Source organism: Thermocrispum municipale DSM 44069 (assembly GCF_000427825.1).
In the GTDB taxonomy this organism is placed as follows: Bacteria; Actinomycetota; Actinomycetes; order Mycobacteriales; family Pseudonocardiaceae; genus Thermocrispum; species Thermocrispum municipale.
The window spans coordinates 388606-414297 of sequence record NZ_ATYT01000003.1; the positions used below are offsets into that span (position 1 = coordinate 388606).

Below are 25692 nucleotides of genomic sequence, written 5' to 3' on the forward strand. Positions count from 1 at the left end.
TCGCCCGTAGACTTCGGCGCACTATGCGTGTGGTGTTCGCCGGTACTCCCGAGGTCGCGGTTCCCTCCCTGAAGCTGCTGATCGACTCGCCCCGTCACGACGTGGTCGCGGTGCTTGCGCGCCCGGACGCGCGGGCGGGCCGTGGGCGCAAGGTGAAGCGGTCGCCGGTCGGCAGCCTGGCCGACGAGCACGGCATCGAGGTGCTCACTCCGGAACGTCCCAGCGACCCCGAGTTCCTCGACCGCTTGCGCGAGTTGGCCCCGGACATCTGCCCGGTCGTCGCCTACGGTGGTCTGCTCGGCCAGAAAGCACTGGACATCCCGCGGCACGGCTGGGTCAACCTGCACTTCTCGCTGCTGCCCGCATGGCGCGGCGCGGCTCCCGTGCAGGCCGCCATCCGGGCAGGCGACGAGATCACCGGCGCCTCGGTCTTCCAGATCGTGCGCGAATTGGACGCGGGACCGGTCTACGGCGTGATGACCGAGACCATCCGCCCCGACGACACCGCGGGGTCGCTGCTGGACCGGCTGTCCGTCTCGGGCGCCGAACTGCTGCTCAGGACGCTGGACGGTATCGAGGCGGGTGTGTTGCGGGCCGAGCCGCAGCCGGCCGACGGCGTGAGCTACGCACCCAAGGTCACCGTCGAGGACGCCAAGATCGACTTCACCGCACCCGCCGTGGCCGTGGAGCGGATGATCCGGGCGATGACGCCCGACCCTGGTGCCTGGGCCGAGTTCCGGGGCGAGCGCCTCAAGATCGCGCCGGTGCAGATCGTCGACCAGCCGGACCCCGCGCTGCCGCCGGGGGAGTTGCGGGTCGAGCGCAAACGCGTGCTGGTCGGCACCGCCACCGCCGCGCTGAGCTTGGGTGAGGTGCAGGCGCAGGGACGCAAGCGCATGAGCGCCACCGACTGGGCACGAGGCGCCCGCATCGAGGCAGGGGAGCGGTTGTCATGAGCGCCCAGCAAGGCAGGCCCGACCGACCCAAACCCCGGGCAGGCAGGCAGCGCCCTGGCCGGCCGGACCGGCGCAGGCCCGCTCCGCGCAGGCCGAGCCCACGCAGGCTGAGCGACGTCGATCCGGTACGGCAGGCCGCCTTCGACGTGCTGCGCGCCGTCCGTGAGCGCGACGCCTACGCGAACCTCGTGCTGCCCCAGCTGCTGCGCGAGCGGAAGATCACCGGCCGCGACGCCGCCCTGGCCACCGAGCTCGCCTACGGTGCCGCGCGGGCCCGCGGTCTGCTGGACGCGATCATCGACGCCTGCGTCGACCGCGGTCTGTCCAGCGTGGACGGCCCGGTGCTGGACGCCCTCCGGCTCGGCACCTACCAGTTGCTGCGCACCCGCATCCCGGAACACGCGGCGGTGACGTCGACGGTCGACCTGGCGCGGGAAGCCGCCGGGTCCTACGTCGCCGGGTTCGTCAACGCCGTGATGCGCAAGGTTGCCGACAAGGACGAGGCCGCCTGGATCGAGCAGCTGGCGCCCTCGGTCGAGGACGACCCGATCGGGCACCACGCGCTGCGGACCGCGCACCCCCGCTGGATCGCCCGCGCCTTCGCCGAGGCGCTGGGCGACAAGGGAGCCGAACTGGCCGCCGCGCTCGAGGCCGATGACGAACGGCCGGACGTGCACCTGGTGGCGCGACCAGGGGAGATCAGTGCGGACGAGCTGGCCGCCGTCTCCGGCGGTGACGTGGCGCCTTACTCGCCGTACGGCGTGCGGCTGGCCGCCGGCGCAGGCGACCCGGGCGAACTCGAACCGGTACGCGAGCGGTTGGCAGCCGTTCAGGACGAGGGCAGCCAGTTGTGTGCGCTCGCCCTGGCATCCGCGCCCATCGAAGGGTCCGACACCAGGTGGCTGGACCTGTGTGCGGGGCCGGGCGGCAAGGCGGCGCTGCTCGGCGCGCTGGCCGACACCGTGGGAGCCACCCTCGACGCGGTGGAGAAAGCCCCACACCGCGCCAAGCTGATCGAGACCGCCACCGAAGGGCTTCCGGTCACCGTGCACGTCGCCGACGGCAGGGACAGCGGGCTGGAACCGGGTTACGACCGGGTGCTGGTCGACGCACCGTGCACCGGGCTGGGCGCGCTGCGCAGGAGACCGGAGGCGCGCTGGCGGCGTCAACCGAACGACGTGTCGGACCTGGTGGCGCTGCAGACCGAGCTGCTCACCGCCGCGATGGATCTGGCACGACCTGGCGGTGTCGTGGCGTACGTGGTGTGCTCGCCACACCTGGCGGAGACCGAAGGCGTGGTCGGTGACGTCGTGCGCACGACCGGCGCCGAGGTCCTCGACACCCGCGAACAATTCGCCGGGGTCGATCAACTGGGTGACGGACCGTACGTGCAACTGTGGCCGCACCGGCATGGCACCGACGCGATGTTCTGTGCGCTGCTACGCAAAACGCGAGGAGAGCAGGGGTGACGAAGGCGTGACGGGCGCGATGCGCAGGACCGCAGGTGACTCAGGGGTAACTAGAATTCCTCACGTGAGTAACCGTCCGATGATCGCACCCAGCATCTTGTCCGCCGACTTCTCGCGCCTCGGGGACGAGATTCGTGCGGTTTCCGGCGAGGGAGATCAGCGCGCGGACTGGGTGCACGTGGACGTCATGGACGGTCACTTCGTGCCCAACCTGACGCTGGGCCTTCCGGTGGTGGAGTCGCTGATCGGCGTCAGCGAGGTGCCGATCGACTGCCATCTGATGATCGAGGACCCGGACCGATGGGCGCCCGCGTACGCCGAAGCCGGCGCGTACAACGTCACGGTGCACGCCGAGGCCGCCACCGACCCGGTGATGCTGGCCAAGAACTTGCGGGCGGCCGGGGCCAAAGCGGGCCTGTCCATCAAGCCGCAGACCGCGCTGGACGACTTCGTCGACGTGCTCAAGCACTACGACACGCTGCTCGTCATGTCGGTCGAGCCCGGTTTCGGTGGTCAGTCGTTCATCCCGCACGTGCTGGAAAAGGTGCGCAGGGCGCGCAACCTGGTCGACACCGGCCACTTGAAGTTGCTGGTGGAGATCGACGGCGGCATCAACGCCGACACGATCGAGCAGGCGGCCGAGGCGGGGGTGGACTGCTTCGTGGCGGGCACGGCGGTGTACAACGCCGACGACCCCGGCAAAGCCATCGCCGCGCTGCGTCGCAAGGCAGCGGAAGTCTGACGAGCCCGCGCGCGGGCCGGGGAAGGGAGATGCCGTGTTTACCGGACTGGTCGAGGAAGTCGGCGAGGTCGTCGGCATCGACGAGGTGCCCAATGCCGCGCGACTGACCATCTCCGGTCCGGAGGTGACCACCGACGCCGAGCACGGCGATTCGATCGCGGTCAACGGCGTGTGCCTGACGGTGGTCGACGTCGCCGGGACGTCGTTCACCGTGGACGTGGTGCACGAAACGCTCGCGCGCACCAGCCTGGCGAAAGCCCGGGTCGGGCACCGGGTGAACCTGGAACGAGCGGCCGCGGTCGGTGACCGGCTGGGCGGCCACATCGTGCAGGGTCACGTGGACGGCACCGGCACGTTCGTCGACCGGGACGAGGTGGGGGTGACCCGATTCACCTTGCCTGCGCGACTGGCGCGGTATGTGGTGGAGAAAGGCTCCATCGCCGTCGACGGGGTGTCGCTCACCGTGGCGTCGGTGACCGATCCCGGCGACGGTGAGCAGGCCGAGTTCAGCGTGGCGCTGATCCCGACCACCTTGGAGATGACCATCCTCGGCGGTCTGGTTCCCGGCGACCCGGTGAACATCGAGGTCGACGTGCTGGCGAAGTACGTCGAGAGGCTGATCGGACGAACGGGTGATGTGCAGTGACCGGCGCACGGGGTGCTGAGGTCAACGGGCAGGCCGCGGGGATACCGGGGACGGAACGCTTCGCGGCCATCGAGCAGGCGATCGCCGACATCGCCGACGGCAAGGCCGTCATCGTCGTCGACGACGAGGACCGGGAGAACGAAGGCGACCTGATCTTCGCGGCCGAGAAGGCCACGCCCGAGCTGCTGGCCTTCATGGTCCGCTACACCTCCGGCTACATCTGCGTGCCGTTGACCGAGTCGGACGCCGATCGGCTCAATCTGCCGCCGATGTTCTACACCAACCAGGACGCTCGCGGCACCGCTTACACCGTGACCGTGGATGCGCGGGAAGGCGTGACCACGGGCATCTCCGCCGCCGACCGCGCGCACACCATCCGGCTGCTGGCCGACCCGAACGCCACCGCGGACGACTTCAACCGCCCCGGCCACGTGGTGCCGCTGCGCGCCAGGGAAGGTGGCGTGCTGCGCCGCCCAGGGCACACCGAGGCGGCGGTCGACCTGGCCAGGATGGCCGGGCTGCGGCCGGCGGGCGTGCTGTGCGAGATCGTCTCGCAGAAGGACGAGGGCGACATGGCGCGCTACGACGAGCTGCGCGTCTTCGCCGAGGACCACGGGTTGACGCTGATCACCATCGCGGACCTGATCGCCTACCGGCGGCGGACCGAGAAGCAGGTGGTGAAGGCGGCAGAGGCGCGCATCCCGCTGCGCCACGGCACGTTCCGCGCCATCGGATACGAGAGCCTGCTGGACGGCAACGAGCACGTCGCGTTCGTCTACGGCGACATCGGTGACGGCGAGGACGTCCTGGTGCGGGTGCACTCCGAGTGCCTGACCGGTGATGTCTTCGGCTCGCTGCGCTGCGACTGCGGCCCGCAGCTGAACGCCGCGTTGCGGGCGGTGGCCGACGAGGGCAGGGGAGTGGTGCTCTACATTCGCGGTCACGAAGGCAGGGGCATCGGGTTGCTGCACAAGCTGCAGGCCTACCAGCTGCAGGACCTCGGCGCCGACACCGTGGACGCCAATCTCCAGCTGGGCGTGCCCGCCGACGCGCGGGACTACGGCACCGGCGCGCAGATCCTGGTCGATCTGGGCATCAAGTCGATGCGGTTGCTGACGAACAACCCGGCGAAGCGGGTCGGCCTGGAGGGCTACGGGCTGCGTATCACCGGCCGGGTGCCGCTGCCGGTGTCGGTCAACCCGGAGAACTTGCGTTACTTGAAGACCAAGCGTGACCGGATGGGCCACGACCTGGCCGAGCTGGACGAGCTGGACGGCGTGGACCCCCGGTGGCTGGACCTTGGTGTGGACGAGCCGGACGGTTCTCAGGACGGAGGCGTGCGGGCATGAGCGGCGAAGGGCGCCCTGATCTGCGCCCGGAGTTGGACGGCTGCCAGAACCTCAAGCTGGCCGTGGTGGCCACCAAGTGGCACAAGAAGATCACCGACAGCCTGGTGGAACGCGCGCTGGCCGCCGCGGAGGACGCGGGCTTGGAGGAGAAGCCGACGCTGGTGCGCGTCGCGGGCGCGATCGAACTTCCGGTGATGGCCCAGGCGCTGGCGCGCGATCACGACGCGGTCGTCGCGCTCGGCGTGGTCATCCGCGGCGGGACGCCGCATTTCGAGTACGTCTGTGACGCGGTGACCGCCGGATTGACGCGGGTGGCGTTGGACGAGTCGACCCCGGTGGGCAACGGCGTGCTGACCTGCGACACCGAGGAGCAGGCGTTGGACAGAGCGGGTTTGCCGGATTCGGCTGAGGACAAGGGCTACGAAGCGACGGTCGCCGCGCTGGACACCGCGCACCAGCTGCGCGCCGTGCGGCAGCCGTGGACCGAGCGAGGGTTCGCGTGAGTGCAGTGGCCGACAAGCGGAAGGTAGGACGGCAGAGCGAGACGCGGGTGGTGTACCGGCCGCGTCGGTTGATCTGGATGGCGGGCTCGTGCGCCGTCGTGGTCATCGCGGTGTTCAGCGTGGTCGCGGTGTTCTTGCGCGAGTCGAACACCGGCGTGGTGTTCCGCACCTCCGACCAGGTCGCGATGATCGTGCTCGGGATCCTGATCGCCGCGGGCATCATGCTGTGGGCGACCCCGCGCGTGGTGGCCGACGCCGACGGCGTCGAAGTGCGTAACGTGCTGGTCAAGCGCTATTACGCCTGGTCGGACGTGCTGGCGATCAGCTTCCCGGACGGTGCGTCGTTCGCGCGGCTGGAGCTGCCCTACGACGAGTACTACGCGATGATGGCGATCCAAGCCGTTGACCGGGAGTACGCGGTGCAGGCGGTCCGAGCCCTGCGCAAGCTGCACCGGGCGGCGCATGCCGACAAGTAGGGCTCACTCGCCGAAGGCGAGGTCGACCACGACGGGAGCGTGGTCGGACGGCGGACCCGTGGTGCTGTCCTTGCGGGCGTTGCGGTCGACGTAGGCGTCGCGCACGGCTGCGGTGAACGCCTCGTTGCCGTAGACGAGGTCGATGCGCATTCCGTTGTTCTTGGGAAACGCCAGCTGGCGGTAGTCCCAGTAGGTGTACGGCCGGTCGCCCTTCAATGCGCGCGGCATCACCTCGGCCAGTCCGGACGAGCGCAAGTCAGCGAGGGCCCGGCGTTCCGGTTCGGTGACGTGTGTGGACTCGGCGAAGTCGGCGATGTCGTAGACGTCCTCGTCGGTCGGCGCCACGTTGAAGTCACCGAGCAGCGCGAACGGTTCATCGGTCAGTTCGGCCGCGACCGTGCGCTGCACGGCCGCCAGCCACTCGAGCTTGTAATCGAAATGGGGGTGGTCGGGTGCCCGGCCGTTCGGCACGTACAGCGACCACACCCGGACGCCGCCGCAGGTGGCACCGATGGCACGGCGCTGCGGCGCCCCGAACAGCGCGCCTTCGTCGACGAAGTCCGGCTCTCCGACCAGACCGCGCGTGACATCGGCCAGGCCGACCCGCGAGAGGATGGCCACGCCGTTCCAGCGGCCCGCGCAATAGGTGGCTGCCTGGTAGCCGAGTTCGCCGACTTCGTCGTGCGGAAACGCCGCATCGGAGCACTTCAGTTCCTGCAGGCACAGCACGTCGGGTTCGGCGACGCCCAGCCAGTCGAGCAGCCGCGGGGTCCGGGCGACGACGGAGTTGACGTTCCAGGTGGCGATCCGCACGCGTGCGCTAGCTCCAGTTGATCCGCACGGTCTGCGCCCAGCTGTTCAGCAACTCGGCGTCCCCGCTGGCGTTGAGGTCGCCGAACGTGATCCGGTTCCACAGCGCCAGGTACAGCTGGGTCGCCGGGCCGCGCACGGTCGCGTCCGCGTCACCCGCGTCGCTCACCCGCTCGGTGACGACCGGATCGGAGCTGATCGTCATGCGCCACGCGGCGGGCCGGTCGGTGGCCTGCACGACCATGGTCTTGGGCTCCTCGCTGCGCAGCTTGTGCCGCCTGCGCGGCAGGAACGCGGTCAGCAGCTCGTCGATGCCGTCCACCGCGACGTCCGGCTTCACCGGGGTCAGCGCGCCCGCGGCCTGCTCGGCGTCCACCCGGTGCACGGTCGTCTCGTGAGTCTGCCTGCGCACCCAGAACAGCAACGGCGACTCAGCGGGCAGGAAGTGCCAGCATTCCAGGTCTTCCGGAGCGGCCTCGAGCGTGCGGACGAGCTCCGCATGGCCTTCGGAGAACCAGCTCAGCAACTCGTCGTCCGGCGGGCGGAACTCGGCGTCCTTGATCGGGTCGCCGCCGCGGACCGGACGGTACTTGTCGCTGGCTTCACCGACGATCAGGGTCGCCCACCGGTGCACGGTCCCGGTGTGGAACAGCAAGTCGCGGACCGTCCAGCCGGGACAGCTGGGCACGTCGGCGGACAGTCCAGCCTTCCCGGAAGCCTCGGCCATGCGCTCGCCCGCCTCACGCAGCGCGGGTAGGAGTTCGGAAGTCTGCACGGTTGGCAGCATGCCACGGATGATCAGTCACGGGCAGTCCCGCCGCCGGTGGGCGGTAGCTCGATCGATGTCGGACACCGGTCGTAGGCTGGGGGCGTGCCCCGAGTCGACTACCGCCCGTCCCCGGGCACGATCCCCGACGCACCTGGCGTGTACAAGTTCCGGGACGCAGGCAACCGGGTCATCTACGTCGGCAAGGCCAAGAGCCTGCGCAGTAGGTTGAGTTCCTACTTCGCCGACCCGGCCCAGCTGCACCCGCGCACCCGGCAGATGGTGACCAGCGCGGCAGGCGTCGAGTGGACCGTGGTCTCCACCGAGGTCGAGGCGCTGCAGCTGGAATACAACTGGATCAAGGAGTTCGACCCGCGGTTCAACGTCCGTTACCGCGACGACAAGTCGTATCCGGTGCTGGCGGTGACGTTGAACGAGGAGTACCCGCGGCCGCACGTCTATCGCGGCCCGCGGCGCAAAGGGGTGCGCTACTTCGGGCCGTACGCCCATGCCTGGGCGATCCGCGAGACGTTGGACCTGCTGCTGCGGGTGTTCCCGGCGCGTACGTGCTCCAACGGGGTGTTCAAGCGGCACCAGCAGATCGGCAGGCCGTGCCTGCTCGGCTACATCGACAAGTGCTCCGCCCCCTGCGTCGGCAGGGTTTCCGCCGAGGAGCACCGGCAGATCGTGGACGACCTGTGCGAGTTCCTCGCCGGCCGCACGGACGCGATGCAGAAGCGGCTGGAGCGGGAGATGAACGAGGCCGCCGAGCAGCTGGAGTTCGAGCGGGCCGCCCGGTTGCGCGACGACCTGGGCGCGCTGCGGCGGGCGAACGAGAAGCAGGCGGTGGTGTTCGGCGACGGCACGGACGCCGACGTGGTGGCCTTCGCCTATGACGACCTGGAGGCCGCGGTGCAGGTCTTCCACGTGCGCGGCGGACGGGTGCGCGGTCAGCGTGGCTGGGTGGTCGACATCGACGAGATCCCCGGCGACTCCGAACAGGTGCAAGCACGGTTGACCGGCCAGTTCCTCGCGCAGTTCTACGGCGAGGAGGTCGACGTCGCCGAGCGCACGGCGGGCGAGGGCTCACCGGTGCCGAAGCAGGTTCTGGTGCCCGCGCTGCCGGAGGACGTGGACGCGATCACGGAGTGGCTGTCGTCGCTGCGTGGGTCCAAGGTGCACATCCGCGTGCCGCAGCGCGGTGACAAGCGGGCGCTGGCCGAGACGGTGGAGCGCAACGCCAAGGAAGCGCTGACCCAGCACAAGATGCGTCGCGCCGGTGACCTGACGGCGCGCTCGGCCGCGTTGAACGAGCTGCAGGAGGCGTTGGGGCTGGACACCGCGCCGCTGCGGATCGAGTGCGTGGACGTCAGCCACATCCAGGGTGCGGACGTGGTGGCTTCGCTGGTGGTGTTCGAGGACGCGCTGCCGCGCAAGTCCGAGTACCGCCGCTTCGCCATTCGCGATGCGGCGGACAAGGGCGACGTCGCCGCGATCGCCGAAGTGGTGCGGCGCCGCTTCGCCCGCTACAAGTCCGAGACGCAGCAGGCCGAGGGTGAGCGCCCGGGCATCGACCCGGAGACCGGGCGTCCGAAGAAGTTCGCCTACCCGCCGAACCTGCTGGTCGTCGACGGCGCGGGTCCGCAGGCGACGGCCGCCGCGGAGGTGCTCTCCGACATGGGCATCACCGATGTGGCGGTGATCGGCCTGGCCAAGCGGCTGGAAGAGGTGTGGCAGCCCGCCGAGCCGTACCCGGTGATCCTGCCGCGCTCGTCCGAGTCGCTGTACCTGCTGCAGCGTGTGCGGGACGAGGCGCATCGCTTCGCCATCACCTACCACCGGGACAAGCGGGCCCGGCGCGTGCGAGCATCGGAACTGGACAAGGTGCCTGGGCTGGGGCAGGCACGCAAACAAGCCTTGATCAAGCATTTCGGGTCGGTCAAGCGACTCAAAGAGGCTTCCGTGGAGGACATCGCCCAGGTGAAGGGCTTCGGCAAGACGACGGCGGCGAAGATCTACGCCGCACTGCACGAGGAACAGGGGACGACATGAGCCAGCCGCACGATCCGCAGCAGCCTCCACGCGGCACATCGGGCATGCAGGTAGCGGTGGTGACCGGGTTGTCCGGCGCCGGGCGGAGTACGGCCGCCAAGTGCCTGGAGGACCTCGGCTGGTTCGTGGTGGACAACCTGCCGCCCGAGCTGATCGCCACGATGGTCGAACTGGGCGCGCAGGCCCGCGGCGCGGTCACCAAGATCGCCGTGGTGATGGACGTGCGCTCCCGCGCGTTCACCGACGACCTGGCGTCGGTGATCAAGGAGCTGGACGCGCAGGGCTACAAGCCGCGCGTGGTGTTTTTGGAGGCGACCGACGAAGTGCTCATCCGCCGGTTCGACCAGGTCCGGCGCGGCCACCCGCTGCAGGGCGACGGCAGGCTGGTGGACGGGATCGCCGCCGAGCGCGCGCTGCTGGCGCCGTTGCGTAACGAGGCCGACCTGGTGATCGAAACCTCCACGCTGTCGGTGCACGACCTGCGTGCCAAGATCGAGGAGGCCTTCGGCAGCGAGGCGTCGCTGCGCACCCGCATCACGGTGCTGTCCTTCGGATACAAGTACGGCCTGCCGATGGACGCCGACCTGGTGATGGACGTGCGGTTCCTGCCCAACCCGTTCTGGATCCCGGAGCTGCGCGACTTCACCGGCAAGGACACCGAGGTGCGCAACTACGTGCTCTCGCAGGAGGGCGCGGAGGATTTCCTGGACCGCTACCAGGAGCTGTTGCGGCTGATCGGTGCGGGCTACCGCCGCGAGGGCAAGCGCTATCTGACCTTGGCCGTGGGGTGCACCGGTGGTAAGCACCGCAGTGTGGCGATGGCGGAGGAACTGGCCCGCAGGCTGTCGGCCGAGGACGACACGGCGGTGGTGAAGGTGGTGCATCGAGACCTTGGGCGGGAATGACCGTGGCGCGCTCCGCGCGGTGGCGTTGGGCGGCGGCCACGGTCTGCACGTGACGCTGCGAGCGTTGCGCTTATTGACGCCCGAGGTCACGGCGGTGGTGACGGTCGCGGACGACGGCGGCTCGTCCGGCAGGCTGCGCAACGAGCTCGGCGTGCTGCCGCCGGGGGATCTGCGGCAGGCGCTGTCGGCGCTGGCCACGGCGGACGTCGGGGCGGACGGGGACAACCTGTGGTCCCGGGTGTTCCAGCGCCGCTTCGGCGGGACCGGGGCATTGGCCGGGCATGCGGTCGGCAATCTGCTGCTCGCCGGATTGTTCGAGGAGGTCGGCGACCCGGTGGTGGCCCTGGACGAGGCGTGCAAGCTGCTCGGGCTGAGCGGGCGGGTGCTGCCGATGTCGCCGGAGCCGCTCTACATCGAGGCGGACGTGACCGGGATCGACGAGTCGGGCGATCCGGACGTGGTGAGCGTGATCCGCGGCCAGGTGGCGGTGGCTGCCACACCCGGCCGCGTGCGGCAGATCAGGCTGCACAACGCCGACGGCAAACCGCCGCGCGCGTGCGAGGCCGCGGTGCAGGCGGTGTTGGACGCCGACCTGGTGTTGCTCGGTCCCGGATCGTGGTTCACCAGCGTGCTGGTCCACTTGCTGGTCCCGGATCTGCACGAGGCGCTGATCCGGACGAATGCGCGTAAGGTAATCGTGCTGAACCTGGTTCCGCAGCCGGGGGAGACGGCGGGGTTCTCGCCGGAGCAGCATCTGGATGTGCTCTGCCAGCACGCGCCACAACTGACGGTCGACGCGGTGATCGCCGACCGGAAGTCGGTGCCTGCTCCGTCTCGGTTGCGGGCGGCGGCCAAGGGCCTCGGTGCCCGCGCGGTGCTGGCCGACGTAGCCGACGGCAACGGTCGCAGGCATGCTCCGGATGCGCTGGCGGCGACCGTGGGCGAGGCTCTGGGGATGGAAAGGGAGTAGGTCTGATGGGCAACGACGCGGCGCGGTGCGCCCGGGACGCGGGGCGGGGGTGCGATCAGCGGTGGCGATGACCGCAGCGGTGAAGGACGAGCTGAGCAGGTTGGAGATCACCAAGATCGGGCCGCGCAGGTCCGAGGTGGCCTCCATGTTGCGGTTCGCGGGTGGACTGCACATCGTCGGTGGCCGGGTGATCATCGAGGCGGAGCTGGACACCGGGTCGGTGGCGCGGCGGCTCCGCAAGGAGATCCACGAGTTGTACGGGCACCAGTCCGACGTGCACGTGATCACTTCCAGCGGCCTGCGCCGGGGCACCAAGTACGTGGTGCGCGTGGTCAAGGACGGCGAGAGCCTGGCGAGGCAGACGGGGCTCATCGATCAGCGTGGCCGTCCCGTGCGGGGGTTGCCCGCCGCGGTCGTGTCCGGGGGTATCGCGGACGCCGAAGCGGCCTGGCGAGGCGCGTTCCTGGCCCACGGGTCGCTCACCGAGCCCGGCCGGTCGTCCTCGCTGGAGATCACCTGCCCCGGTCCCGAAGCCGCGCTCGCGCTGGTCGGTGCCGCGCGCCGGCTGGGTATTCAGGCGAAGTCGCGTGAGGTTCGAGGGGCGGACCGGGTCGTGGTCCGCGACGGTGACGCCATCGGTGCGTTGCTGACCAGGCTGGGCGCGCACAGCAGCGTGCTGCAGTGGGAAGAGCACCGGATGCGTCGCGAGGTGCGCGCCACGGCGAATCGGCTGGCGAACTTCGACGACGCCAACCTGCGCCGGTCCGCGCGAGCCGCGGTCGCGGCGGCGGCTCGCGTGCAGCGGGCCATCGAGATCCTGGGTGATTCCGCGCCCGATCACTTGCTGGCCGCGGGCAAGCTGCGGCTGAACAACCGCCAGGCGTCGCTCGAGGAGCTCGGGCAGCTGGCCGACCCACCGATGACCAAGGACGCCGTGGCGGGCCGCATCCGCAGACTGCTGGCGATGGCCGACAAACGCGCAGCGGAGCTCGGCATCCCGGACACCGAGTCGGCGGTGACCGAGGAAATGCTCGAGGAGCACACGTAAGGGTCAGTGGCGCGCGGTCACCAGCAGGCTGGTGCCCAGGCCGATCATCACCGCGCCACCCGAGCCACTGACCGCGGCCAGTCGCCGCGGCGAGCGGGCCAACCACTGTCGGGCCGTGCCCGCCGCGAGCGCCCACGTGCTGTCCAGCACCAGGGCGATGGCGGGCACGGCGAGGCCGAGCACCAGGATCTGCTGCGCGACGTCGCCCGCGGTGTGGTCGACGAACTGCGGCATGACCGCGGCGAAGAAGACGATGGACTTCGGGTTGCAGAAGCCGAAGACGACTCCGTCGCGGAGTGCGCCGAGGGCTCGGCGCCGTGTCATCGCCGGGCGTTCGATCGCGGCTGCGGCCAAGGCGCGCCGGTGCCGGATCGCTTGCACGCCGAGGTGGACCAGGTAGGCGGCGCCGGCAATCTTGATCACCGTGAAGGCGACCACCGAGCGTTCGACCAGCGCACCGAGCCCGAACGCCACACCGACCACTTGCAGATAGACACCGGCGGAATTGCCTACGACGGTCAGCAGGGCCTGTCGACGGCCGGCCGTCAGCGCGCGGCTGACCACGAACATCACGCTCGGTCCTGGCGTGGCGACCATGACGAACGCCAGCGCAGAGAACGCCGCTGCCTGCTCGAAGCTCACCATCGTCGCAGGGTAGAGCTCCTGCCGCGGCTCGCCCAGCGATTTGTTCGCGGCCGCCGAGTTGTCGGTCTCGCCTGGTAGGAACGGCACATGCGGATCGACGACGCGCAGCGCCGGGCACGCCTGGCCCAGCGGCACATGCTGGCCGCCGAACATAGAGCCGCCGAGCCCACGCAAGTGGCCGACGGGATCGTGGCGCTGCATGCCACCAATCCGTCATCGGTGTTCCTGTCGGCCGTCGCCCGCATGCATCAGCCCACCGTCACCGAGGTCGAGCACGCGCTCTACGACGATCGCTCGCTGGTGCGCATGCTCGGGATGCGGCGGACGGTGTTCGTCGTGCCCACGGAGCTGGCGCCGGTGGTGCAGGCAGCCTGTACCGACGACGTGGCCGTTCGGGAACGCCGCAGGCTGGTGCGGCAGCTCGCGGAGAACGGCCATCCGGAGCCCGTACCCGACCCTGAGGCATGGCTGGCCAAGGTCGCGGAGGACACCGAGCGGGCGCTGCGGGCTCGTGGATCGGCGACCACCCAGCAGCTCGCAGACGACGTCCCGGCGCTGCGACAGAAACTTCTGCTGTCGCCCGGCAAGAAGTACGAGTCGGTGTCGAACGTGGCCAGCCGGGTGGTCGCGTTGCTGGCCGCCGAGGGTCGCATCGTGCGAGGCCGTCCCCGCGGCAGCTGGTTGTCCTCGCAATACACGTGGGAGCCGAGCGACAGCTGGCTGGGCGACCTGAAACGGTGGAGCGCCGATGCCGCCCGGGTCGAGCTGGCCAGGCGTTGGTTGCGCGCATTCGGGCCCGCGCGGGTGGCGGACCTGAAGTGGTGGACCGGCTGGACCATGGCACAGACCCGCAAGGCGCTGGCCGAAGTGGGCCCGGTCGAGGTCGAACTGGACTGCGGCCCCGGCATCGTACTGCCGGACGACCTGGAGCCGGTGCCGCAACCCGAGCCGTGGGTCGCGCTGCTGCCCGAGCTCGATCCCACCGTGATGGGCTGGCACGAACGCGCCTTTTATCTGGGTGAACATCGCGACGTCGTTTTCGACAGTGCAGGCAACGCCTGCCCGACCGTGTGGGCGGACGGACGCATCGTCGGGATCTGGGGACAGCGGCCCGACGGCGAAATCGTCCACCGGCTGTTGACCGACGTCGGAGCAGAGACATTGGCCCAGGTGGACGCGTCGATTGCCCGCATGGGCGCGTGGTTGGGTGACGTCCGGGTCGTCGCGAAGTTTCGTGACCCTCTCGGACGTGGGCCGGCCGACTGACCCGCTATGGTGGAGGGGCAGAGCCGATTCGATTCAGAGGAGATTCACTAGTGACGGTGCGCGTAGGTGTGAACGGCTTCGGCAGGATCGGCCGCAACTTCTTCCGGGCCGTCCAGGCGTCCGCTTCCGACATCGAGATCGTGGCGGTCAACGACCTGGTGGACAACGCGACGTTGGCGCACCTGCTCAAGTACGACAGCGTGCTGGGCAGGCTGAACGCCGAGATCAGTTCCGACGACGAAGGCATCACCGTCGACGGCAAGCAGGTGAAGGTGTTCGCCGAGCGCGACCCGGCGAACCTGCCGTGGGGTGACCTCGGGGTCGACGTGGTGGTGGAGTCCACCGGCTTCTTCACCAAGGCCGAGGACGCGGCCAAGCACGTCAAGGCAGGCGCCAAGAAGGTCATCATCTCCGCGCCCGCCAAGGGTGAGGACCTGACCGTCGTGGTGGGTGTCAACCACGACGCCTACGACGGCTCGCAGACCATCATCTCCAACGCCTCCTGCACGACCAACTGCCTCGCGCCGCTGGCCAAGACGCTGCACGACGCGTTCGGCATCGAGCAGGGCCTGATGACCACGATTCACGCCTACACGCAGGACCAGAACCTGCAGGACGGTCCGCACAAGGACCTGCGCAGGGCGCGTGCCGCCGCGCTGAACATCGTGCCGACCTCGACCGGCGCGGCCAAGGCGATCGGTCTGGTGCTGCCGGAGCTGAACGGCAAGCTGGACGGCTACGCGCTGCGCGTCCCGGTGCCCACCGGCTCCACCACGGACCTGACCGCGACGCTGTCGCGCGAGACCACCGTGGAGGAGGTCAACGAGGCGTTCCGGGCCGCCGCCGAGGGCGCGCTGAAGGGCATCCTGCGCTACAACGACGACCCGATCGTCTCCTCCGACATCGTGACCGACCCGGCGTCGTGCATCTACGACGCGCCGCTGACCAAGGTCATCGGCAACCAGGTCAAGGTGGTCGGCTGGTACGACAACGAGTGGGGCTACTCCAACCGACTCGCCGACCTGGTCAAGCTGGTCGGTTCGAAGCTCGACTGACGGGCGTGCGACTGTGCTGAAGACGCTGGACGACCTGCTGAAAGAGGGCGTGTCCGGCCGCACGGTGCTGGTCCGCGCCGACCTGAACGTGCCGCTGGACGGGGACCGGATCACCGACGACGGCCGGGTGCGGGCCGCAGTGCCGGGTATCGCCAAGCTGGCCGAGGCGGGTGCACGTGTGGTGGTCACCGCGCACCTCGGCCGTCCGAAGGGCAAGCCGGACCCGGCGTTCTCGCTGGCTCCGGTGGCCGAACGGCTCGGCGAACTGCTGGAGCAGAGCGTGGTGCTGGCCGCTGACGTGGTGTCGGAGGGCGCCAAGTCCACCGTCGCCGGGTTGTCCGACGGCCAGGTGGCGCTGCTCGAGAACGTGCGGTTCGACCCGCGGGAGACCAGCAAGGACGACCAGGAGCGCGGCGAGTTCGCGCGTGAGCTCGCCGCCCTGGTCGGGCCGGGCGCGGCGTTCGTCTCCGACGGCTTCGGTGTGGTGCACCGCAAGCAGGCTTCGGTCTACGACGTGGCGCGCGAATTGCCGGCGTACGCCGGTGGCCTGGTGCTGTCCGAGGTCGAGGTGCTGCGCAAGCTCACCGCGGACGACGTGGATCGGCCGTACGCCGTGGTGCTCGGCGGCTCGAAGGTCTCCGACAAGCTCGCGGTGATCGAGGCGCTGCTGCCCAAGGTGGACAAGCTGTTGGTCGGCGGGGGCATGTGCTTCACGTTCCTGGCCGCCCAGGGGTATTCGGTCGGTGGCTCGCTGCTGGAAGAGGACATGGTCGACACCTGCAAGGGGCTGTTGGCCGAAGCAGGCGAGAAGCTGGTCCTCCCGCAGGACGTCGTGGTCGCGGACAAGTTCGCCGCGGACGCGCAGACCCGGACGGTGGCGGCCGACGCGATCCCCGACGAATGGCTGGGGCTGGACATCGGCCCCCGCACGGTGGAGGCGTTCGCCGAGGTCCTGGGTGAGGCGCGCACGGTGTTCTGGAACGGCCCGATGGGCGTGTTCGAGATGGCGCCGTTCGCCGCGGGCACCCGGGGCGTGGCCGAGGCGATCGGCAAGTCCGAGGCCTTCTCCGTGGTCGGCGGTGGGGACTCCGCCGCGGCGGTGCGCCAGCTCGGCCTCGCCGAGGACTCGTTCTCGCACATCTCCACCGGCGGCGGCGCGTCGCTGGAGTTCCTCGAGGGCAAGACGCTGCCCGGTATCGACGTTCTGGAGCGTTCGTGAGCCGCAAACCGCTGATCGCCGGCAACTGGAAGATGAACCTCAACCACCTTGAGGCCATCGCCCTGGTGCAGAAGATCGCCTTCACGTTGCCGGAGAAGTACTACGCCAAGGTGGACGTGGCCGTGCTGCCGCCGTTCACCGACATCCGCAGCGTGCAGACCCTGATCGACGGGGACAAGCTGCTGCTCACCCACGGTGCGCAGGACCTGTCCCCGTACGACAAGGGCGCCTACACCGGTGACGTGTCCGGGCCGATGCTGGCCAAGCTCGGCTGCCGCTACGTCACTGTCGGCCACTCGGAGCGCCGCGAGTACCACGCGGAGTCCGACGAGCTGGTCAACAAGAAGGTGCGGGCGGCGCTCAAGCACGAGATCAGCCCGATCCTGTGCGTGGGGGAGAAGCTCGAGGTGCGCGAGGAAGGCCGCCACATCGAGCACACCACCGCGCAGGTGATCGCCGGGTTGAAGGGGCTCAAGGCGGAGCAGGTGGCCGATGTGGTGATCGCCTACGAGCCGGTGTGGGCGATCGGCACCGGGCGGGTCGCCACCCCGTCGGATGCGCAAGAGGTGTGCGGAGCGATCCGCTCGACCGTCGCGGAGAAGTACGGGCAGGAACTGGCCGACGGTCTGCGGGTGCTCTACGGCGGCTCGGTCAAGGCGAACAACATCGCCGATCTGATCAAGCAGCCGGACATCGACGGCGCGTTGGTCGGTGGGGCGAGCTTGGACGCCGACGAGTTCACCAAGCTGTGCGCGCTCGCGGCCGGAGGCCCGCTGCCATAGCGATCAGCGGGTCCCGGTAGCCTGATCGGGCACGTGACCGCAGAGCCGAAATCCGCAACGACGAGGACACCATGAAGCTTTTCCTGCAAATACTGCTGGTGGTCTCCAGCATCATGCTGATCATCGCCGTGTTGCTGCACAAAGGCCGCGGTGGTGGTTTGTCCTCGCTGTTCGGCGGTGGCACCCAGTCGAGCCTTGCTGGGTCCAGCGTGGCGGAGAAGAACCTGGACCGCATCACGCTGTTCATCGGCGCGATCTGGATGATCAGCGTGGTCGGTCTCGGTCTGCTGCTCAAGGTGTGACCTGCCGGCGTCATCCGCTCGGCAGCGAGTCAGCGCGAGAGTAGGGGTGTGAACACCTATGGTGAGTGGCGGTAACGCTATTCGGGGGACGCGAATCGGGGGCGGCCCGAGCGGGGAATCCGAGCGTGGCGAACCGGTTCCGCGGATTCCGGTGTCGTATTGGTGTGCCAACAAGCACGAATCGCGGCCGTTCTTCGCCGTCGACGCGGAAATCCCGGACGAGTGGGAATGCCCGAGCTGCGGACTGCCCGCGGGCCGGGACCAGAACAACCCGCCGAAGCCGAAGCGCACCGAGCCCTACAAGTCGCATTTCGCCTACGTCAAGGAACGCCGGACCGACGAGGACGGCGCGGCATTGCTCGCGGAGGCCCTCGAGCGGTTGCGCAAGCGTCGGGAAGGTGAGTGATCAGACCGGATTCGGTCGCGGATCCGCTCGGGTACCCGGGCAGGTCCCCGGCCGGGTCCGGTTTGCTCGTTGCGGGGCGGTTCGAACCGGTCGCCGACCGGCAGCAGCTGGCTGATGCACTAGCGGCGGCCGGGGTGTCGCCGATGACGTCGCGGCAGCCGGTGCTTGCCGTTGGGGCGAACGGCTCGCCGGAGCGGCTGGCGGCGAAACTCGGCCCGTCGGCGATCGTCCCCATGACCAGCGCGATCGTCACCGATGTGGCGGTCGGCGTCTCGGCGCACGTGAGCCCGGGCCGGTACGTGCCGGCTGCTCCGATCAGTGCGCCGGGGGAGCAGCACCGGCTGGTCATGATCTGGCTCGACGCCGCCCAGCTCGCGGCGGTGGACCGGACCGAACCCAACTATCGTCGAGTTCCGCTGGCTGCGCCGGTCACGGTGCCGCTCGTGGGCGGGACGGTCGACTGCCACGTGTATGCCAGTCGCTGGGGCTGCCTGCTCGACGACGGGGAGCCGCGTCGGCTGGGCGATCAACGACGACTGGTGAGCGATCTGCTGGCCAGGTCGGCTGAACTTCGTGCCCTCTTCGGCAGGACACCCGAAGAATTCGTGCACGCCGCGGGCGATCCGGTCCGGCGGGAGCGGGCACGAGAAATCATGGTCGCGGCAGGCTGGGTGCGCCCACAGCCGGAGTTCGACAGCTAGCAACGGAGATCAGCGCGGCAGGGGTGTACGCCGACGCCGGGAGCATGGGCTGGCCGGGGGCGTCAGCGCCGTACCGGGTAGTGCGCGCGCACTTCGAATCCACCGTCGTCCGTCGAACGGGCGTGGAAGGTGCCGTCCAACAGCATCGCTCGCTCGGCCAGCCCCGCCAGTCCGTGCCCGCCGGACGGCAGTTCGGTGGTCCTGCGCGGGCGCTGCCGCGGTTTGTCGTTGCGCACCTCGACTCGCAGCTCCTCCTGCGCGCAGTGCACATGGATGGTCGCCGTGGAGCCGGGGGCGTGCTTGTGCACGTTGGTCAGCGCTTCCTGCACCGTGCGGTAGGCCGCGGACGACACCTGGGCAGGGATGTCCGCAGGCAGCTGCTCGACCTTCAGCCGTACCGGCACCTCGACGTTACGGATGAGCGTGCCCAGGTCGTTCAGGCCCGGTGACGGCAGGTCGTCGTCCGTACCGGTACGCAGGACCCCGAGCAGTGAACGAAGCTCTTCCAAGGTGCGGCAGCTCAGCGTGCGGATCGACTCGGCTGCTTGCCTCATCGCCTCCGGGGAGTTGGCGCATTCCAGGGCGTTGGCCTGCATCGCGATCAGTGTGACCTCATGGGAGACGACGTCGTGCATCTCGCGCGCGATCTTGGCCCGTTCGTCGGCGCGCACCGCTCGCGCGTGGGCCTTCCGTTCCCGGATGCGGCTGTCCTCCAGCTCGCGGTACCGCTGTGCCAGGTCCTGCCGGGCGGCGATCAACAGGCCGATGGCCACCGGCATGGCGGACACGATGCCGCCGTAGATCATGTCGAGGACGTACTGCTTCCAGGTCAGCAGCACCATCTCGGACAGCGGCCAGGTGACGAAGCGGCACAGGAACACCAAGCCGGCGCCCAGCCACATCTTCCAGGTCATGCCCACCCGGTGCGCCAGGAAACCGACGGCGATCATCGCGGCGAGCTGGGACCAGCCGACGAAGAATCCGGGGACGGTGCCCAGCACGGTCAGCAGTGGGAAGCGGCGGCGGGCGAGCAGCGCGGCGCAGGCCAGCCAGGAGAACCAATGCGACTCCCAGCCGACAGGGACACTCGGCACGGTCAACCAGACGTCGAGGATGGCGACGGCGATGGCGGTGACGTCGATCAGCAGGTGGCGCCCCGTGGGGCGCCGCAGCATCGCTGACAAGTCTGGCCACGTGAGGACCCGGGCGGGTCTTGCATTCCCGAACCGCAGGTGCGGTGTCGAGATGTCCTGGATGCTCATGTGTCCCTGACCTCCAGTGGTCCGTGTCCGGCACAGTCACCGGTGGATCTGGCGGCTGTGTTGCCGCGGGCTGCGCTGGGTGCGGAGCACCGCTTTCACTTCAGGAAGAATGAAGATTCACTCGATCGGGACGCGTGCAGAGAAACTTTCTCGAGTTGTGTGCACGTGCAAAGTGATGTTTCCGGCATCGCGGGACGATGACGAACAAATCGACGGACTGTGATTGCCCGGAAGCGTGTTGTGCCGGTCGTGGATCGTCATCCCGCGGGCTGCGCCGGAACTGGTCTGTCGTCTCGGTGGCCGGCCGAGCGCACGTGACGCTCCGGCGGGACGACGTGCGGGTCCTGCCGCCGCGCGAAACTTACGCGAGCGAGGCGCTGCGTGCGCACTGACGCGTTACAGGCTGCGGGCGCACTGATGCGGGCGGGGGCTCTGCGCGCGCCTCAGGCGAGCGGGGGAGTGGCGCGAGTGACGAGCGAGCTCAGAGCGCAGCAGGGTGGCGTGCGATCCCAGCGCGAGCTCAGGCGAGCAGCGGGAACTCGGCGCGCGGAATCCGGCTGGCCGCCGCGGTGTCGATCAGCCACCGCGTACGAACCTGCCCACTGACGCCGGCCACCGGAATCTGCACTTCGCCCGCACCCGACAACGCCAGTGCCACCGCGTCTGCCTTCGCCTCACCTGCGGTGATGACCCAGACCTCGGCCGCCCGCCGGATGGCAGGCAGCGTCAGCGAGATCCTCGTCGGCGGCGGCTTCGGGCAGTTCCGCACGGCGACCACGGTGCTGTTCACCGCGTACACCGCGGGCGACTCGGGGAAGATCGACGCCGTGTGGCCCTCGCCGCCCATCCCCAGCAGGAGCAGATCGAAAACCGGCACGCCGCGGTGGTGACTGCGCTGGGCGTGCTCGTCGAGCAGCTCGGCGTAGGCTGCCGCAGCCGCCTCGGGATCGTCACCGAACGGACCGTCCGACGGCGCCATCGCGTGCACGCGCTCGGGGTCGACCGGCACATGGTCCAGCAACGCCTGGCGCGCCTGCAGCTCGTTGCGCTCGGGGTCGTCGGCGGGCACGAACCGTTCGTCGCCCCAGTAGATGTCGACGTTGGCCCAGTCGACCGCGTCGCAGGCGGGGGAGCGGCGCAACTGCTCCAGCATCGCGATCCCGACGCCGCCACCGGTCAACACCACCGACGCCGAGCCTTTCGCCGCTTGCACGTCGACCAGTTTGGTCACCAGCCGCGCCGCACTGGCGGCCGCGAGCGACTCGGCATTGCGATGCACCACGATCTGTCGGCTCACGCAGCCCCTGCCTTCCTCCTGGCCTTCAGCAGCCGCAAGCCGGCGAGCGCACGAGCGTAGATCTCGTCGGGATCCAACCGGTGCAGCTCCTCGGTCAACACGTCCGACACGCTGCGTCGCTGCAACGCGATCCGCCGCGTGGGCTGACCGGGCTGGGTCAACGTGCCGATGCGGCCGTCCGGCCGGTACAGCTCGATCGGGCCGGAGTCCCGCTCCAGCCGCACTCCCACGATGCCTTGCTCGCCTTCAGCGGCCTTGACCCGATCCACCGGTACGCGCAGATAGTCGGCCAGCCACCCGGCCAGCAGTTCGGTGGACGGCGAGTCCGCCTGACCGGTGACCGTCGCGCTGGTGACCGGCTCGTACGGCGGCAGATCCAGTGCGGCCACCAACTGGGCACGCCACAGCGTCAACCTGGTCCACGCCAAGTCGGTGTCGCCTTCTGCGTAGTGCTCGGCCCGGGCCCGCAACGCCCGCACCGGTTGTTTCTCGGCGGCCGAGTCGGTGATGCGCCGCTGCGCAAGCGCGCCGAGGGGGTCGGCTGCCGGATTCCGTGGGCCGTGTCCCGGCCACCACGTCACGATCGGGGCGTCGGGCAGCAGCAGCGGCACCACAGCCGAATCGGCTTGGCGGGCCAGCGCTCCGTACAGCCGCAGGACGATCACCTCACCGGCACCGGCGTCGCCTCCGACCCGGATCTGCGCGTCGATCCGTGGGGCAGCCGAGCGCGAGCCGCGGGCGGCGACGATGATGCGGGCGGGATGCATGCGCGAGGCGTCGTTGGCGGCCTCGATCGCATCCTCCAGCTCCACGGAGTCGTCCGTGGCGATCACCAGCGTCAGCACCCGCCCGAGCGCGACCGCGCCGCCGCGCATCCGCAGGTCGACCAGCTTGGCGTTCAGTTGCGATGTCGTGGTGGACGGCAAGTCGATGATCACGGCCGCCTCCAGTGACGTCCGGAACGAGCCAGGATCGCGTCCGCGCTGGGCGGACCCCAGCTACCCGGCGCGTACGGCTCCGGCTTGCCCGAGCGGGCCCAGTGCTCCAGCACCGGGTCCAGGATCTGCCAGGACAGCTCGACTTCCTCGTTCGCCGGGAACAGGGACGGTTCGCCGAGCAGCACGTCGAGGATCAGCCGCTCGTAGGCCTCCGGCGAGGACTCGGTGAACGCGTGCCCGTAACCGAAGTCCATCGTCACGTCGCGGACTTCCATGGTCGACCCCGGCACCTTCGACCCGAAGCGCAGCGTGACGCCCTCGTCCGGCTGCACCCGGATGACCAGGGCGTTCTGGCCGAGCTCTTCGGTCGCGGTGTGATCGAACGGCAGGTGCGGCGCCCGTTTGAAGATCACCGCGATCTCGGTGACGCGCCGACCCAGCCGCTTGCCCGTGCGCAGGTAGAACGGCACCCCGGCCCACCGGCGGTTCTGCACCGCGAGCGTGACCGCCGCGTAGGTCTCGGTGGTCGAGTCCGGCGCGAAGCCTTCCTCCTCCAGCAGGCCGCGCACCTTGACACCGCCTTGCCAACCACCCGCGTACTGGCCGCGGGCCGTGGTCTGGTCGAACGGGCCGACCGCCTTGGTGGCGCGCAGCACCTTGACCTTCTCCGCGCGCAGCTGCGACGGCTCGAACGACAGCGGCTCCTCCATCGCGGTGAACGCCAGCAGCTGCAGCAGGTGGTTCTGGATCACGTCCCGGGCCGCGCCGATGCCGTCGTAGTAGCCCGCGCGCCCGGCCAGGCCGATGTCCTCGGCCATGGTGATCTGCACGTGGTCGACGTAGTTGGCGTTCCAGATCGGTTCGAACAGCTGGTTGGCGAACCGCAACGCCAGGATGTTCTGCACCGTCTCCTTGCCGAGGTAGTGGTCGATGCGGAACACCGACTCCTCCTCGAACACGGCGTTGACCACCCGGTTCAGCTCCCTGGCGGAGGCCAGATCGTGCCCGAACGGCTTCTCGATGACCACGCGCCGCCACACATTCGGCGGCTGGTCCCCACCGGCCAGTCCGTGCTCGGCCAGCTGCTGGGTGACGGTCGGGAACGCCGCCGGCGGAATCGACAGGTAGAACGCGTGATTGCCGCCGGTGCCGCGCTCCTCGTCCAGCGCGGCCACCGTCTTGGCCAGCCGCGCGAACGCCTCGTCGTCGTCGAAACTGCCCGGCACGAACCGGAGCCCTTCGGCCAGCCGGGCCCACACCGACTCCTTGAACGGGGTGCGGGCGTGCTCCCGCACCGCGTCGTGCACCTGCTGACCGAAGTCCTGGTCCGCCCAGTCCCGGCGGGCGAAGCCGACCAACGAGAATCCGGGCGGCAGCAGACCGCGATTGGCCAGGTCGTAGACCGCGGGCATCAGTTTCTTGCGCGACAGGTCCCCGGTCACACCGAAGATCACCAGGCCGCACGGCCCGGCGATGCGCGGCAGCCGTTTGTCGCGCTCGTCGCGCAGCGGGTTGACCCAGTTCTGCGGCTTCACAGCGCCTGAACCGCCCGGACGAGGTCGGCGAGCCCGGCGGCTCGATCGGTCAGATGCAGGCGGAGGACGGGCCGGCCCAACTCGCTGAGCACCTGCCCGTCACCGAGCGCCTGGGCCAGCTGCAGCTCGCCGAGCGAGTACGGCCGGTCGGGCACGTCGATGTCCTCCGGTGACGCGCCGGTGATCTGCAGGAACACACCGTTCGGGTGGCCACCCTTGTGGTACTGGCCGGTGCTGTGCAGGAAACGTGGGCCCCAGCCGAACGTGACCTGCTGACCGGTGCGCTTGGCCAGCTCGCTGCGCAGCAGGGACGCCGACGCGTCGTCCTCCCGGTCCAGGTACGCCTGCACCGCGACGTAGCCGCGCTCGGGGATCAGGTCGACGAACTGGCGCAGCACCTCTTCCAGGCCACCGTCCACGCTCACGCCGGGGCCAGGATGGACCTCGACCGCTCCGTCGGTGAGCGCCGGGGTGGGTTGCTCGGTGCCGGGGGAGTCGAGCAGCCCGCGGGCGGCCTTCTTCGCCGCCTCCACGTCGGGCTGGTCGAACGGATTGATGCCCAGCAGGTTGCCGAGCAGCGCGGTGACGTACTCCCAGAACAGGAACTGCTCACCCAGCTGCAGATTCACCGTCACGGCCGCGGCATCGGTCGGCTCACCGATGGCGACCGTGGTGGCGTCGGCGCCCGCGTCGGCGAAGCCGTGCGACGCCGTCGACTCCACGATGACCGGCAGCACGCCGGTGCCGTCCTTCCCGGTCGACTCGGCGATGAGCTGCTCGATCCAGTCACCGAGACCCTTGACGAACGTGTCGTGGTCGGCGATCACCAACTTCTCGGCACCCTGGTCGTGCGCGGCGCCGAGGGCGGCCGCCAACCGGATCGCCGGATTCTGCGGGTCGTCACTGGCCAGCGTCTCCCGGATGACCGCCGCCTGGTCCAGCAGACGTGCGATGTCGGCACCGGCAAGCCCAGCAGGAACCAGACCGAACGCCGACAGCGCGGAGTACCGGCCGCCCACGTTCGGATCGGCCAGGAAGATCCGCCGGTAGTTCTCCTTCTCCGCCAGTTCCGCCAACGGCGACCCCGGGTCGGTCACCACGATCATCCGGCTCGCCGGGTCGATGCCCGAGTCCTCGAACGCCTTGGCGAAGATGCGGCGCTGGCTGTCGGTCTCCACCGTGGTGCCGGACTTCGACGACACCACCAGCACCGTGCGCGCAAGATCGCCGGCCAGCGCATCGGCGACCTGACCGGGGTCGGTGGTGTCCAGGATGGTCAGCGAGACACCTTCGGTCCGGCTGATCACCTCCGGAGCGAGCGACGAGCCGCCCATGCCGGCCAGCACGACGCGCTCGATCCCTTCACCGGCCAGCTCGGAGCGCAGCGTCGCCACGTCACCGATGAGGTCACGCGAGGTCGCGTGCAGCTTGGTCCAGCCGAGCCGGATCGCCGCCTCGGACTCCGCCTTCGGGCCCCACAGCGTGGGATCCTGCTGGCTGATCCGGGACGCGGCCCGCTGTTCGACCAGCCGCTGAACATGGCCTTCGGCAGCCGCCGCGAGATCGGCGGCGATCGTCACGCTGTCGGACAC

General features: G+C 69.7%; 26 protein-coding genes. 18 read left to right on the top strand and 8 right to left on the bottom strand.

All coding sequences use genetic code 11. The annotated features are described in order from the left end of the window. The first annotated feature begins 23 nt into the window (after positions 1–23). From fmt to YWM_RS0101825, 7 genes are all read left to right on the top strand, one after another. Positions 24–956, top strand: coding sequence for a methionyl-tRNA formyltransferase (fmt, locus tag YWM_RS0101795; protein WP_028849266.1), 933 nt, complete (start codon positions 24–26; stop codon positions 954–956). Continuing rightward, positions 953–2425 carry an RsmB/NOP family class I SAM-dependent RNA methyltransferase gene (locus tag YWM_RS0101800; RefSeq protein ID WP_084612128.1) on the top strand — a complete coding sequence of 491 codons (1473 nt, stop codon included), beginning with the start codon at positions 953–955 and terminating at the stop codon, positions 2423–2425. The genes fmt and YWM_RS0101800 overlap by 4 nt, the downstream gene beginning before the upstream one ends. Positions 2426–2504: 79 nt before the next feature. Next, positions 2505–3167, top strand: a complete 663-nt coding sequence (gene rpe, locus YWM_RS0101805) for a ribulose-phosphate 3-epimerase (protein ID WP_028849268.1) — start codon at positions 2505–2507, stop codon at positions 3165–3167. Between the two features lie 34 nt (positions 3168–3201). Next, entirely contained in the window at positions 3202–3813 is a 612-nt protein-coding gene (locus YWM_RS0101810) for a riboflavin synthase (RefSeq protein WP_028849269.1), read from the top strand. Positions 3814–3854: 41 nt separating this feature from the next. After that, entirely contained in the window at positions 3855–5162 is a 1308-nt protein-coding gene (locus YWM_RS21745) for a bifunctional 3,4-dihydroxy-2-butanone-4-phosphate synthase/GTP cyclohydrolase II (protein WP_043659374.1), read from the top strand. After that, positions 5159–5665, top strand: coding sequence for a 6,7-dimethyl-8-ribityllumazine synthase (gene ribH / locus YWM_RS0101820; RefSeq protein ID WP_028849270.1), 507 nt, complete (start codon positions 5159–5161; stop codon positions 5663–5665). The genes YWM_RS21745 and ribH overlap by 4 nt, the downstream gene beginning before the upstream one ends. 5 nt (positions 5666–5670) lie before the next feature. Next, a complete protein-coding gene (locus YWM_RS0101825; RefSeq protein ID WP_425426457.1) occupies positions 5671–6141 on the top strand; it encodes a PH domain-containing protein in 471 nt (156 codons plus the stop codon). Between the two features lie 3 nt (positions 6142–6144). Here the strand turns inward: YWM_RS0101825 and YWM_RS0101830 are convergent, their stop codons facing one another. Then, positions 6145–6954, bottom strand: coding sequence for an exodeoxyribonuclease III (locus tag YWM_RS0101830; RefSeq protein WP_028849272.1), 810 nt, complete (start codon positions 6952–6954; stop codon positions 6145–6147). A 7-nt stretch (positions 6955–6961) separates the two neighbouring features. Then, positions 6962–7738, bottom strand: a complete 777-nt coding sequence (locus YWM_RS0101835) for a maleylpyruvate isomerase family mycothiol-dependent enzyme (RefSeq protein WP_052344448.1) — start codon at positions 7736–7738, stop codon at positions 6962–6964. An 84-nt stretch (positions 7739–7822) separates the two neighbouring features. On the opposite strand from YWM_RS0101835, the gene uvrC reads away from it, so the two are divergent. The 4 genes from uvrC (at position 7823) to whiA (ending at position 12692) form a co-directional block, all read left to right on the top strand. Then, positions 7823–9769, top strand: coding sequence for an excinuclease ABC subunit UvrC (gene uvrC, locus YWM_RS0101840; RefSeq protein ID WP_084612130.1), 1947 nt, complete (start codon positions 7823–7825; stop codon positions 9767–9769). A gap of 44 nt (positions 9770–9813) precedes the next feature. Continuing rightward, positions 9814–10674, top strand: a complete 861-nt coding sequence (rapZ, locus tag YWM_RS0101845) for an RNase adapter RapZ (protein WP_028849275.1) — start codon at positions 9814–9816, stop codon at positions 10672–10674. After that, a complete protein-coding gene (locus tag YWM_RS0101850; protein WP_052344449.1) occupies positions 10661–11644 on the top strand; it encodes a gluconeogenesis factor YvcK family protein in 984 nt (327 codons plus the stop codon). Before rapZ ends, YWM_RS0101850 begins: the two co-directional genes overlap by 14 nt. A 61-nt stretch (positions 11645–11705) precedes the next feature. After that, positions 11706–12692, top strand: coding sequence for a DNA-binding protein WhiA (gene whiA / locus YWM_RS0101855; RefSeq protein ID WP_028849277.1), 987 nt, complete (start codon positions 11706–11708; stop codon positions 12690–12692). A gap of 3 nt (positions 12693–12695) precedes the next feature. Here whiA and YWM_RS0101860 read toward each other — a convergent pair whose 3' ends face one another. After that, on the bottom strand, positions 12696–13337 hold the full coding sequence (locus tag YWM_RS0101860; RefSeq protein ID WP_028849278.1) for a LysE family translocator: 642 nt from the start codon (positions 13335–13337) through the stop codon (positions 12696–12698). Between the two features lie 87 nt (positions 13338–13424). Between YWM_RS0101860 and YWM_RS0101865 the strand changes: the two genes are divergently transcribed. The 7 genes from YWM_RS0101865 (at position 13425) to YWM_RS21750 (ending at position 19068) form a co-directional block, all read left to right on the top strand. Next, positions 13425–14603 (top strand): winged helix DNA-binding domain-containing protein, encoded by a 1179-nt coding sequence (locus YWM_RS0101865; RefSeq protein ID WP_028849279.1) that lies wholly within the window; start codon positions 13425–13427, stop codon positions 14601–14603. A gap of 50 nt (positions 14604–14653) precedes the next feature. Next, on the top strand, positions 14654–15658 hold the full coding sequence (gap, locus tag YWM_RS0101870) for a type I glyceraldehyde-3-phosphate dehydrogenase (protein ID WP_028849280.1): 1005 nt from the start codon (positions 14654–14656) through the stop codon (positions 15656–15658). 16 nt (positions 15659–15674) lie between these two features. After that, on the top strand, positions 15675–16877 hold the full coding sequence (locus tag YWM_RS0101875; RefSeq protein ID WP_028849281.1) for a phosphoglycerate kinase: 1203 nt from the start codon (positions 15675–15677) through the stop codon (positions 16875–16877). Next, on the top strand, positions 16874–17659 hold the full coding sequence (tpiA, locus tag YWM_RS0101880; RefSeq protein ID WP_028849282.1) for a triose-phosphate isomerase: 786 nt from the start codon (positions 16874–16876) through the stop codon (positions 17657–17659). The genes YWM_RS0101875 and tpiA overlap by 4 nt, the downstream gene beginning before the upstream one ends. Before the next feature lie 71 nt (positions 17660–17730). Further along, positions 17731–17961 carry a preprotein translocase subunit SecG gene (secG, locus tag YWM_RS0101885; RefSeq protein WP_028849283.1) on the top strand — a complete coding sequence of 77 codons (231 nt, stop codon included), beginning with the start codon at positions 17731–17733 and terminating at the stop codon, positions 17959–17961. A 61-nt stretch (positions 17962–18022) separates the two neighbouring features. Continuing rightward, positions 18023–18367, top strand: a complete 345-nt coding sequence (locus YWM_RS0101890; RefSeq protein WP_028849284.1) for an RNA polymerase-binding protein RbpA — start codon at positions 18023–18025, stop codon at positions 18365–18367. Beyond that, positions 18364–19068, top strand: coding sequence for a hypothetical protein (locus YWM_RS21750; RefSeq protein WP_052344450.1), 705 nt, complete (start codon positions 18364–18366; stop codon positions 19066–19068). Before YWM_RS0101890 ends, YWM_RS21750 begins: the two co-directional genes overlap by 4 nt. 62 nt (positions 19069–19130) lie before the next feature. Here YWM_RS21750 and YWM_RS0101900 read toward each other — a convergent pair whose 3' ends face one another. The 5 genes from YWM_RS0101900 to YWM_RS0101920 all read right to left on the bottom strand — a co-directional run bounded on the left by YWM_RS0101900 (position 19131) and on the right by YWM_RS0101920 (position 25692). Further along, positions 19131–20243, bottom strand: coding sequence for a sensor histidine kinase (locus YWM_RS0101900; protein WP_028849285.1), 1113 nt, complete (start codon positions 20241–20243; stop codon positions 19131–19133). 607 nt (positions 20244–20850) lie between these two features. Further along, positions 20851–21627 carry a 6-phosphogluconolactonase gene (gene pgl / locus YWM_RS0101905; protein ID WP_043659086.1) on the bottom strand — a complete coding sequence of 259 codons (777 nt, stop codon included), beginning with the start codon at positions 21625–21627 and terminating at the stop codon, positions 20851–20853. Beyond that, entirely contained in the window at positions 21624–22565 is a 942-nt protein-coding gene (gene opcA, locus YWM_RS21755; protein ID WP_052344451.1) for a glucose-6-phosphate dehydrogenase assembly protein OpcA, read from the bottom strand. Before opcA ends, pgl begins: the two co-directional genes overlap by 4 nt. Then, on the bottom strand, positions 22562–24100 hold the full coding sequence (gene zwf / locus YWM_RS0101915) for a glucose-6-phosphate dehydrogenase (protein WP_028849287.1): 1539 nt from the start codon (positions 24098–24100) through the stop codon (positions 22562–22564). The genes opcA and zwf overlap by 4 nt, the downstream gene beginning before the upstream one ends. Further along, positions 24097–25692: a glucose-6-phosphate isomerase gene (locus YWM_RS0101920; RefSeq protein WP_052344452.1), complete on the bottom strand. Its 1596-nt coding sequence runs from the start codon at positions 25690–25692 to the stop codon at positions 24097–24099. Before YWM_RS0101920 ends, zwf begins: the two co-directional genes overlap by 4 nt.

Coding starts and splice junctions, on each gene's coding strand:
- fmt (WP_028849266.1), top strand. CDS start 24: ATGCGTGTGGTGTTCGCCGGTACTCCCGAGGTCGCGGTTCCCTCCCTG.
- YWM_RS0101800 (WP_084612128.1), top strand. CDS start 953: ATGAGCGCCCAGCAAGGCAGGCCCGACCGACCCAAACCCCGGGCAGGC.
- rpe (WP_028849268.1), top strand. CDS start 2,505: ATGATCGCACCCAGCATCTTGTCCGCCGACTTCTCGCGCCTCGGGGAC.
- ribH (WP_028849270.1), top strand. CDS start 5,159: ATGAGCGGCGAAGGGCGCCCTGATCTGCGCCCGGAGTTGGACGGCTGC.
- YWM_RS0101835 (WP_052344448.1), bottom strand. CDS start 7,738: ATGCTGCCAACCGTGCAGACTTCCGAACTCCTACCCGCGCTGCGTGAG.
- rapZ (WP_028849275.1), top strand. CDS start 9,814: ATGCAGGTAGCGGTGGTGACCGGGTTGTCCGGCGCCGGGCGGAGTACG.
- YWM_RS0101860 (WP_028849278.1), bottom strand. CDS start 13,337: ATGGTGAGCTTCGAGCAGGCAGCGGCGTTCTCTGCGCTGGCGTTCGTC.
- YWM_RS0101865 (WP_028849279.1), top strand. CDS start 13,425: ATGCGGATCGACGACGCGCAGCGCCGGGCACGCCTGGCCCAGCGGCAC.
- secG (WP_028849283.1), top strand. CDS start 17,731: ATGAAGCTTTTCCTGCAAATACTGCTGGTGGTCTCCAGCATCATGCTG.
- YWM_RS0101900 (WP_028849285.1), bottom strand. CDS start 20,243: ATGCTGCGGCGCCCCACGGGGCGCCACCTGCTGATCGACGTCACCGCC.